The sequence below is a fragment of the Labrenzia sp. PO1 genome, assembly GCF_012273635.1.
Taxonomy (GTDB): domain Bacteria; phylum Pseudomonadota; class Alphaproteobacteria; order Rhizobiales; family Stappiaceae; genus Roseibium; species Roseibium algicola.
Map to the genome: position 1 here is coordinate 1117087 of NZ_JAAXCR010000003.1, position 8676 is coordinate 1125762.

The following is an 8676-nucleotide window of genomic DNA, read 5'->3' on the forward strand; positions in this document are numbered from 1 at the left end:
ATTCCAGATTTTCTTTGATTGGACTTCTTGCTCGCAGGCCTTGTGTACTCTCCTGCCCTCGCATGTAGCGGATAGAAATTCACCCACAGACGTGTGAAATCCGTTGAAAATCCGCTGTTCCCGGCCATTCGAGGCAGTTAGCGAATTGCACCTCGTGCCTGAAACAGCTAGCAAGCAAGTATGGGAAAAGAGACGACACCGCCGCCAAGCGGCATTGAGAGCATCAATCTCAAGAATGCGCTGGAAGAGCGCTATCTGGCCTATGCACTGTCGACCATCATGCACCGGGCCTTGCCGGATGTGCGCGACGGTTTGAAACCCGTGCACAGGCGCCTGCTTTACGCAATGCGCCTTTTGAAACTGGACCCTGGGTCCGGCTTCAAGAAATGTGCCCGTGTTGTTGGTGACGTGATCGGTAAATACCACCCGCACGGCGACCAGGCGGTCTACGATGCCCTCGTTCGTCTCGCCCAGGACTTCGCGCAGCGCTATCCGCTGATCGACGGACAGGGCAACTTCGGCAACGTTGACGGCGATAACGCGGCTGCCATGCGTTACACCGAAGCGCGCATGACCGACACGGCCAAACGGCTGCTGGACGGCCTGGACGAGAACGCCGTTGATTTCCGTGAGACTTATGACGGTGAGGACAAGGAGCCGATCGTTCTGCCGGGCGGCTTTCCGAACCTTCTCGGCAACGGTTCGTCGGGCATTGCCGTTGGCATGGCGACCTCCATTCCGCCGCACAATGCGTTCGAGCTCTGTGAGGCGTGCCAGCACCTGATCAAGAACCCGAATGCGGAAACCGGCGAGCTGCTGGAGTACATCAAGGGCCCGGATTTCCCGACCGGCGGCCTTCTGGTGTCGGACCAGGGGTCCATTCGCGAGGCCTATGAAACCGGACGCGGCAGTTTCCGCGTTCGTGCCCGCTGGGAAGTGGAAGATCTCGGCCGCGGGCAATGGGCGATCGTCGTCACCGAGATCCCCTATCAGGTGCAGAAATCACGCCTGATCGAAAAGATCGCCGAACTGCTGACGGCGCGCAAGCTGCCGCTTCTGGACGATATCCGCGATGAATCTGCCGAAGACATCCGCATCGTCCTGGTGCCGCGTTCGCGCAATGTCGACGCAAACATCCTCATGGAATCCCTGTTCAAGCTGACGGACCTGGAAAACCGGTTCTCCTTGAACATGAATGTCCTTTCCATGGGCAAGGTGCCGATGGTCATGGGCCTGAAACAGGTCCTGCGCGAATGGCTCGATCACCGCAAGGAAGTGCTGATCCGCCGTTCCGAGTACCGTCTCGGCCAGATCAACCATCGTCTGGAAGTTCTGGAAGGCTATCTCGTCGCCTATCTGAACCTGGACGAGGTCATTCGCATCATCCGCGAAGAGGACGAACCCAAAGCCGAACTGATGCGGACTTTCGAGCTGTCGGACGTTCAGGCGGAAGCCATCCTCAACATGCGCCTGCGCTCCTTGCGCAAGCTTGAAGAAATGGAAATCCGCAAGGAACACGACAAGCTGTCGGCCGAGAAGGACGACCTGACCAAACTGCTCGGTTCCGATGCGCGTCAGTGGACCAAGATCTCCAAGGAAATTGCGGAAATCTCCAAGGTCTATGGCCCTGAAACCGAAATCGGCAAGCGGCGAACCGACAAGTCCGAAGCTCCGGAAACGGACCTGATCGACATCCAGCAGGCGATGATCGAAAAGGAACCGATCACCGTCATCATTTCCGAAAAGGGCTGGATCCGGGCGATGAAAGGTCACCAGACGGACCTTTCCGGTGTTGCGTTCAAGCAAGGCGACAAACTGAAACTGTCACTGCATGCGGAGACGACGGACAAGATCCTGCTGTTCTCCACCGGAGGCAAGTTCTTCACGCTTGGTGCCGACCGCCTGCCTGGCGGACGCGGCCATGGCGAGCCGATACGTCTGATGGTGGAAATGGACGAAGCACAGGACGTGGTCAACGCCTTCGTTCACAAACCTGGCCGAAACCTGCTCCTGGCAACCACCGAAGCGCGTGGTTTTGTCGTCAGCGAGGACGACGTCGTTGCCAACACGCGCAAGGGCAAGCAGGTTCTCAACCTCAGCGCTCCGGCGGAAGCCTCGATCTGTGTCGAGGCATCGGGTGACCAAGTGGCCATCATCGGTGAAAACCGGAAACTGCTGGTATTCCCGATGGCACAGATCCCGCAAATGGGTCGCGGCCGCGGCGTCCGCCTGCAGCGCTACCGGGACGGCAACATCTCGGACATTCGGGTCTTCAAGGGTGAAGACGGCCTGACCTGGACCGACAGTTCCGGCCGCAGTTTTACCCGGACAATGGAAGAGCTTGCGGACTGGCGCGGCGAACGCGGTCAGGCCGGTCGCCTGCCACCCACGGGCTTCCCGCGGTCGAACAAGTTCGGGCCGAGCAAGCTTTAAGGCAAAGCCCCCGGTCGTTTTCCGATCGGGCTAAGCCATACTGGCGGCGCAAAGCTGCCGCCAGTGACCGGGTGTCATCCCGAATGTTCGCTTGAAGTGACGTGTCAGATGACTTTGATCCGCAAAGCCGCTGGCAAAGGCCGCGTCGGCAAGTGACGCTCCCTGATGCAGCTCGGTCTTGGCCTTCTCAAGACGCCGCATGACGAGATACCGGTGCGGGCTCGTTCCAAAGACCTTTCGAAACTGCCGCGACAGGGAAAACCTGTCCATCTGCGCCAGGTCCTCCAGTTCCTCCATGGCTATACGGTCTGCACAGCCCTCCCTCAGGTACTCGGCGCAGGCCTTGAGGGACGGCCAGTTCAATGAGGAGACACCTGCCATGCGGTCATCGGCATGACGAGCCAGGCAAGCTGCCAGATCCGCAATCAGGCAGTCGCGCCGGAAAGGACCCATTTCGTGATCGATATCGGTCAGGGCGTCCGCTAGATCTTTCCTGAAGCCTGCGTCGGAGATGACGGGTGAGCCGATAAACGGCAGGCGCGCGTTGCCCGACGAGGCAGCCAGGGTTTCACAAATCAGCTCCGGCGGAATGTAGATCATGCGGTAGCGGAGCCCGCGTTCAGTCCCTGCACCACCATCATGCAGCTCGTCCGGATGAATGACGATCACCTGCCCCGGCAGCGAAGCACGTCTCTCACCGCGATAACTAAAGGTCTGTACGCCACTCATGGTCAAACCGATGGCGTAGGTGTCGTGCCGGTGAGGTGTAAAGCCATTGCCGTGAAACCGGGCATCAATGCGCTCGATCCCCTCTTCCGGTGGCGCTACATGGATCCTGTCCGCTTCCACTTCGCACAAACGTTCAAGACCACTCGGCTTCGGCGCTGCTAGGTCCTTGCTTTCGCCTTCAAGATGAAATCCCCGCGTGGAGTTGAAAGTCATGTTCGAAACCAAGTTCGTCGTTGTTGTCCGAGAAGATCTCGCTGTCTGGCAGAAGTTGAATGTGACTGCTTTCCTGTCAACCGGCGTTGCCGCTGCAAAGCCCGGCATAATCGGCGAACCCTATAGCGATGCGGCGACCAATGTCTATCACCCGATTAGTGTCCAGCCGATCATCGTCCTGAGTGCCGACGCAGAAACACTCGGCAAGATCCACAAGCGGACGCTGGACCGTTCGGTTCCGGCAAGTCTTTACATCGAGGAAATGTTCTCCACGGGCCATGACAGTGCGAACCGGGAGGTCTTTTCGCGCTTTGGCCCGGATGATGCGAAAGTGGTCGGCATTGCCTTTCATGCGGACAAGAAGGTCGCAGACAAAATTTCCAAGGGCGCGAAGATGCATGCCTGAACACCTTCAGACTTTGGTGGCCTCGAAATTACCCCCTCCCGCCTTCTTCAAAAGTCGGATCAATCTTCACTCGACTGCGCATGTCTTTTCCGGGCACTGTGGGGCAAAGAAAACCCGGGAGGACTTATGATAGGGGCGTTCACGTTCAATACCAGTCAGCGCATCGTCTTCGAAAATGGAGCAGCTGCGAACCTGGCAAGCCACGCGGCTTCCTTTCTGGGGCCGCGCCCCTTTCTGGTAACGGATCCCGGCATTGTTTCCCTCGGCCTGCAGGCGTCCTGCGAGACATCCCTGGTCGGAGCCGGGCATGAAATCGCCCGGTTCAGTGACGTCGTCGCCGATCCGCCGCGGTCCCTGGTCGATGCCGCCGTGGAAGCGGCCCGCTCGCACGGCGCAACGTCGATCATCGGCTACGGCGGAGGTTCCTCCCTGGATGTCGCAAAGCTTGTCGCGCTGCTGCTGGGCAGCAACGAGGACCTGGACGAAGCCTGGGGCATAGGAAACGCCAAGGGGCCACGGCTGCCCCTGATCCTCGTTCCGACCACAGCAGGAACCGGCTCCGAGGTCACTCCGATCTCGATCATTACAGTCGGGGATGAGGAAAAGCGCGGCGTCGTGTCTCCTTTCCTTCTTCCCGATCTCGCGATCCTCGACCCGCTGCTGACGCTTGGCCTGCCGGGCCCGGTCACTGCGGCAACGGGGATAGATGCCATGGTCCACGCGATCGAGGGATACGCCTCGAAATCCGTAAACAACAACCCCGTCTCCCGAACGCTTGCCGTTGAAGCCTTGAAGCTGCTTGGCGCCAACATTGAAAAGGCCGTGTTCACACCGGACGACAGGGACGCACGTGGCGCGATGTTGCTCGGCTCCATGCTTGCCGGCATGGCCTTTGCCAATTCACCGGTGGCCGCGGTTCATGCGCTTGCCTATCCCATCGGCGGCACGTTTCACGTCCCTCACGGGCTATCCAACGCGCTGGTTCTGCCACATGTCCTGAAGTTCAATAACGCTGTTGCATCAGAAACTTATGCCGAGATTGCGCCAATTGTTTTCCCTGGACTTGCCGAGGTAAACGATGCCAGGGCACGCTCTGACCTGTTTGCAGATAAACTGGCAGACCTGGCTGCAAAACTGGGCCTTCAAACACGCCTGCGCGATGTCGGAATCAGCGAGACTGATCTGCCCAAAATGGCGAGCGACGCCATGAAGCAAACCCGCCTGCTGGTCAACAACCCGCGGGAACTTGGCGAAACGGACGCGCTTGAAATCTACAGGGCGGCGCTATGAACATCACAGCTCATCCACAAGCGGCCAGACCGGAACCTTTAAACAGGTCCGAATTTAAAGCTTTTCAACATATCCCCACAAGGTGGATGGATGTGGACATCTACGGGCACGTCAACAACGTTCAGTATTTGAGCTTTTTCGATACGGCTGTTAACAGCTGGTACGTTGATAAGAAACTGCTCGACCCGCTAAAGAGCCCCGAGATCTTTCTGGTGGTGGAAACCGGCTGCCATTACTTCGCCGAACTAACCTTTCCCGCCATCATATCCGCAGGACTGAAGGTTGAAAAACTTGGCTCAACTTCTGTAATTTTCAGGGTTGGATTGTTTGCCGGCGAAAGCCAAACGACAGCAGCTCACGGCCGCTTTGTCCATGTCCACGTGGCCCGTGAAACTCGCAGACCCTGCCCTATTCCCGACTGGAAACGGGGAATCCTGGAAGGTTTGACGGCTTAGATACCGGACAAATCAGGCGATAAGGTTACGCTGCGAATGCTCACAGGCAATCCACGGGAAAAGTCCGGGATGGGCGTTTCCACTACCCACAGGCACTGCACAGCTCTTCCACACGTTATGCGCAAGCTTTCAACAGGTTACGCACAGTCATGCAATTGTCACGCAGCGCCGCTGTGGATAGCGGCAATCAGCTGAAGTTCTTCATCAAGCGGGACTTTTCGCGCTGCCAATCGCGTTTCTTCTCAGTCTCGCGCTTGTCATGCAGCTTTTTACCCCGGGCAAGGGCCAATTCCAGCTTTGCCCGGCCCTGCTCATTGAAATAGAGCTTGAGCGGGACAATCGTCTTGCCGTCCTTCTGGACGGCACCAGCCAACTTGCCGATCTCCCGCTTGTGCAGCAGCAGTTTGCGCGGACGGCGCGGTTCGTGATTGAACCGATTGGCCTGAAGGTATTCCGGAATATAGACGTTGTAGATCCAGATCTCGCCCTTGTGTTCGGCGGCGTAGGATTCTGCAATATTCGCCTTGCCGTTACGCAGCGATTTGACCTCGGTGCCTTTCAGCTCGATGCCTGCTTCCAGGGTGTCTTCGATTTCGAAATTGAACCGGGCTTTCCGGTTGTCGGAAATGATTGTCCGCCCCGGATCGCCCCCTTTTCTCGGAGCCATTTTTTTCCTTCCGGCGCCAGCGCCTTGAAATTCGGTTCGTCTCGAAAAGGCAAACAATCGAGACGAACGTCAGTTCCCGGCAGCCAGTGCCATTCCTTTTCCGGTCAGTTGATCAGCCCTGCGTGTGCCATTGCAGCGCGGATCTCGGCTTGTGCTGCTTCCGTCACCGGCAGAAGAGGCAGCCGCAGCTCTTCGTCCACCTTGCCAAGCAGGGAAAGCGCGTATTTTGCGCCGCCCGGGCTCGGCTCCAGGAACATGGCCCGGTGTAGCGGCGCAAGCCGGTCCTGGTATTCCAGCGCCTTCTTGTAGTCACCGGCAAGCGTGGCAGCCTGGAATTCGGCACACAGGCGCGGCGCAACGTTTGCGGTCACCGAAATGCAACCGACACCGCCGTGAGCATTGAAAGCAAGTGCGGAGATATCTTCACCGGACAGCTGGACGAAATCCGGTCCACACAGATGGCGCTGACGGCTGGCCTTTGCCATGTCAGCCGTTGCATCCTTGACGCCCTTGATGTTCTCGCAGGTTTCAAACAGCTCTGCCATCGTTTCCGGCAGCATGTCGACAATCGAGCGGCCTGGAATGTTGTAGATGAAGATCGGGATGCCGACGGCATCGTTGACGGCCTTGAAATGGGCCTTCATGCCAGCCTGGTTCGGCTTGTTGTAGTAAGGCGTCACGACCAGCAGCGCATTGGCGCCGGCCTTTTCGGCGTGTTGCGCGAAGTCGATTGCTTCGATCGTATTGTTGGAACCTGCGCCCGCCATGACGGGAACGCGGCCCGCGGCCGCTTCTACACACAGTTCGACAACGCGCTTGTGTTCATCATGGGTCAGCGTCGGGCTTTCGCCGGTCGTGCCCACTGGCACGAGACCGGAGGAACCTTCAGCGATCTGCCAGTCCACGAACTCCTGAAACCGTTTCTCATCGAGCGCTCCGTCCTTAAACGGGGTAATCAGCGCTGGAATTGAACCTTTAAACATCTCGGTTTCCTCTTGGATGACTGTCGTGGTTCCGACGGGCGGAAGGGCATCTGTTTCAGATGGAGGCGCAACATACTCATCTGCCGAACAAGGAGCAATGGTTCCAATGCTATAGAACTGCTGCTTTTCGACTTTTCTTGCCTTAACTGCGCTCTTCCAGCGACACCTGGCCTCATCTTTTCAATGCCTAATACGAAGTCTTCCTATTGGCACCCGCCCGCAATCCACTCTATCTTTGAAAAAAACAACTTTTGGATGGAAACGTTACGGGAGACACCCATGACTTCTGCGCCGCAAGAAGCGCTTGTCAGCTCCAGCACCGCCCCGATGCCCCCAGTAGTAGACTTTACCTGGAAAAGCCCGGATGGCCTTACCTTGTCAGGCTGCGAGTGGCCGTCTGCCAAACCGGATTCGGAAGGGGCAGCGTCGCCAATTCCCGTTCTCTGCCTGCCGGGGCTTTCCAGAAATACGCGAGATTTCAATGAGATCGCGCGTTTCCTTCAAACTTGCGGCCACAGGGTCATCGCCCTCGACTACAGGGGACGAGGCAAGAGCGACTGGGATCCCGATTGGCGCAATTACGCCTTGACCGTTGAAGACAAGGACATCGATGCTGCCATTACAGAACTTGGACTGGACCGTTTTGCCGTTCTTGGAACTTCACGGGGTGGCTTGCATGCCCTGGCAATGGGCTTGCGTTATCCCGCATCCCGAATGGCGGCCGTGATCTTCAATGACATTGGTCCGCATATCGAGATGCGCGCGATCCACCGGATCGCCGCAACACTCGGCCACCACATGAAATGCGCCTCCCATAAAGACGTCGCAGCCAACCTGGAACACACGCTCGGATATCAATTCCCTGCCTTCGGAAAGGCTGACTGGCTCAAGCTGGCTGGCCAGCTTGCGAGCGAGCAGGACGGACATGTGATGATGGACTACGACCCCGCCCTCGCCCATCAATTGGCAAGTCTCGATGATGCCACGCCCACACCCGACCTCTGGCCTCTTTACGAAAAGCTGACCGACAGACCGGTCCTGGTGCTTCGCGGCGAACATTCGGATCTGCTGAGCCCGGAAACATGTCGGCGCATGACGGACAACCACCCGAATGCCACAGCAAAAACCATTCCCGGCCAAGGGCATGCCCCTGTTCTGTGGGATGGCGAGACGCACAAGACGATTTCGGATTTTCTGAAAAGCGTTTGAATCTGGCGGCCACCTGGCCTTGTTCCGCTTAGCTCTTCTGAGCTTCTGAGCTTCTGAGCTTCTGAGCTTCTGAGCTACAGCGACACTCTGTGCGTCGCATTTTACAGTACTTTTTATCCGACAAGACAAAAGAAAACCCGGCGTTTCCGCCGGGTTTTCCATCAAACCTCGAGTGAGGGTTGATTAGAAAGTGCGCTGCATACGAACACCGAAGAGGAGTTCGTCAACGTCAGATGCGTTGTCCGGGTCGGTGTTGGCGTAACCAACGTCAGCACCCATTACGAAGCCAGA

8 protein-coding genes are annotated in these 8676 nt (G+C 57.7%); 5 read left to right on the forward strand and 3 right to left on the reverse strand.

Annotated features, from left to right (window positions below):
• Positions 1-180: 180 nt before the first annotated feature.
• Positions 181-2433 carry a DNA topoisomerase IV subunit A gene (gene parC / locus HCG46_RS20020; protein ID WP_062489170.1) on the forward strand — a complete coding sequence of 751 codons (2253 nt, stop codon included), beginning with the start codon at positions 181-183 and terminating at the stop codon, positions 2431-2433.
• A 30-nt stretch (positions 2434-2463) separates the two neighbouring features.
• Here the strand turns inward: parC and HCG46_RS20025 are convergent, their stop codons facing one another.
• The gene (locus HCG46_RS20025; RefSeq protein ID WP_168687176.1) at positions 2464-3375 is read right to left on the reverse strand and encodes an AraC family transcriptional regulator; all 912 of its coding nucleotides are present in this window, start codon (positions 3373-3375) and stop codon (positions 2464-2466) included.
• Between HCG46_RS20025 and HCG46_RS20030 the strand changes: the two genes are divergently transcribed.
• From HCG46_RS20030 to HCG46_RS20040, 3 genes are all read left to right on the forward strand, one after another.
• Positions 3374-3781, forward strand: coding sequence for a DUF2000 family protein (locus HCG46_RS20030; protein WP_168687177.1), 408 nt, complete (start codon positions 3374-3376; stop codon positions 3779-3781). The genes HCG46_RS20025 and HCG46_RS20030 overlap by 2 nt on opposite strands.
• A 126-nt stretch (positions 3782-3907) precedes the next feature.
• Positions 3908-5071 carry an iron-containing alcohol dehydrogenase gene (locus HCG46_RS20035; RefSeq protein WP_205838588.1) on the forward strand — a complete coding sequence of 388 codons (1164 nt, stop codon included), beginning with the start codon at positions 3908-3910 and terminating at the stop codon, positions 5069-5071.
• Positions 5068-5526, forward strand: a complete 459-nt coding sequence (locus HCG46_RS20040; RefSeq protein WP_168687178.1) for a thioesterase family protein — start codon at positions 5068-5070, stop codon at positions 5524-5526. Before HCG46_RS20035 ends, HCG46_RS20040 begins: the two co-directional genes overlap by 4 nt.
• A 187-nt stretch (positions 5527-5713) precedes the next feature.
• On the opposite strand, the gene smpB is transcribed toward HCG46_RS20040, so the two are convergent.
• Together smpB and dapA are read right to left on the reverse strand one after the other, a co-directional pair.
• Positions 5714-6193, reverse strand: coding sequence for an SsrA-binding protein SmpB (smpB, locus tag HCG46_RS20045; RefSeq protein WP_023003773.1), 480 nt, complete (start codon positions 6191-6193; stop codon positions 5714-5716).
• A 104-nt stretch (positions 6194-6297) separates the two neighbouring features.
• The gene (dapA, locus tag HCG46_RS20050; protein WP_023003772.1) at positions 6298-7176 is read right to left on the reverse strand and encodes a 4-hydroxy-tetrahydrodipicolinate synthase; all 879 of its coding nucleotides are present in this window, start codon (positions 7174-7176) and stop codon (positions 6298-6300) included.
• A gap of 279 nt (positions 7177-7455) precedes the next feature.
• Here dapA and HCG46_RS20055 point away from each other — a divergent pair, with 279 nt between their 5' ends.
• The gene (locus HCG46_RS20055) at positions 7456-8385 is read left to right on the forward strand and encodes an alpha/beta hydrolase (protein WP_168687179.1); all 930 of its coding nucleotides are present in this window, start codon (positions 7456-7458) and stop codon (positions 8383-8385) included.
• Positions 8386-8676 lie beyond the last annotated feature (291 nt).

What these genes read in the sequence shown, in the direction of transcription:
- HCG46_RS20035 (WP_205838588.1), top strand. Translation starts at nt 3,908, where the DNA reads ATGATAGGGGCGTTCACGTTCAATACCAGTCAGCGCATCGTCTTCGAA.
- HCG46_RS20055 (WP_168687179.1), top strand. Translation starts at nt 7,456, where the DNA reads ATGACTTCTGCGCCGCAAGAAGCGCTTGTCAGCTCCAGCACCGCCCCG.
- HCG46_RS20025 (WP_168687176.1), bottom strand. Translation starts at nt 3,375, where the DNA reads ATGACTTTCAACTCCACGCGGGGATTTCATCTTGAAGGCGAAAGCAAG.
- dapA (WP_023003772.1), bottom strand. Translation starts at nt 7,176, where the DNA reads ATGTTTAAAGGTTCAATTCCAGCGCTGATTACCCCGTTTAAGGACGGA.
- HCG46_RS20040 (WP_168687178.1), top strand. Translation starts at nt 5,068, where the DNA reads ATGAACATCACAGCTCATCCACAAGCGGCCAGACCGGAACCTTTAAAC.
- smpB (WP_023003773.1), bottom strand. Translation starts at nt 6,193, where the DNA reads ATGGCTCCGAGAAAAGGGGGCGATCCGGGGCGGACAATCATTTCCGAC.
- parC (WP_062489170.1), top strand. Translation starts at nt 181, where the DNA reads ATGGGAAAAGAGACGACACCGCCGCCAAGCGGCATTGAGAGCATCAAT.
- HCG46_RS20030 (WP_168687177.1), top strand. Translation starts at nt 3,374, where the DNA reads ATGTTCGAAACCAAGTTCGTCGTTGTTGTCCGAGAAGATCTCGCTGTC.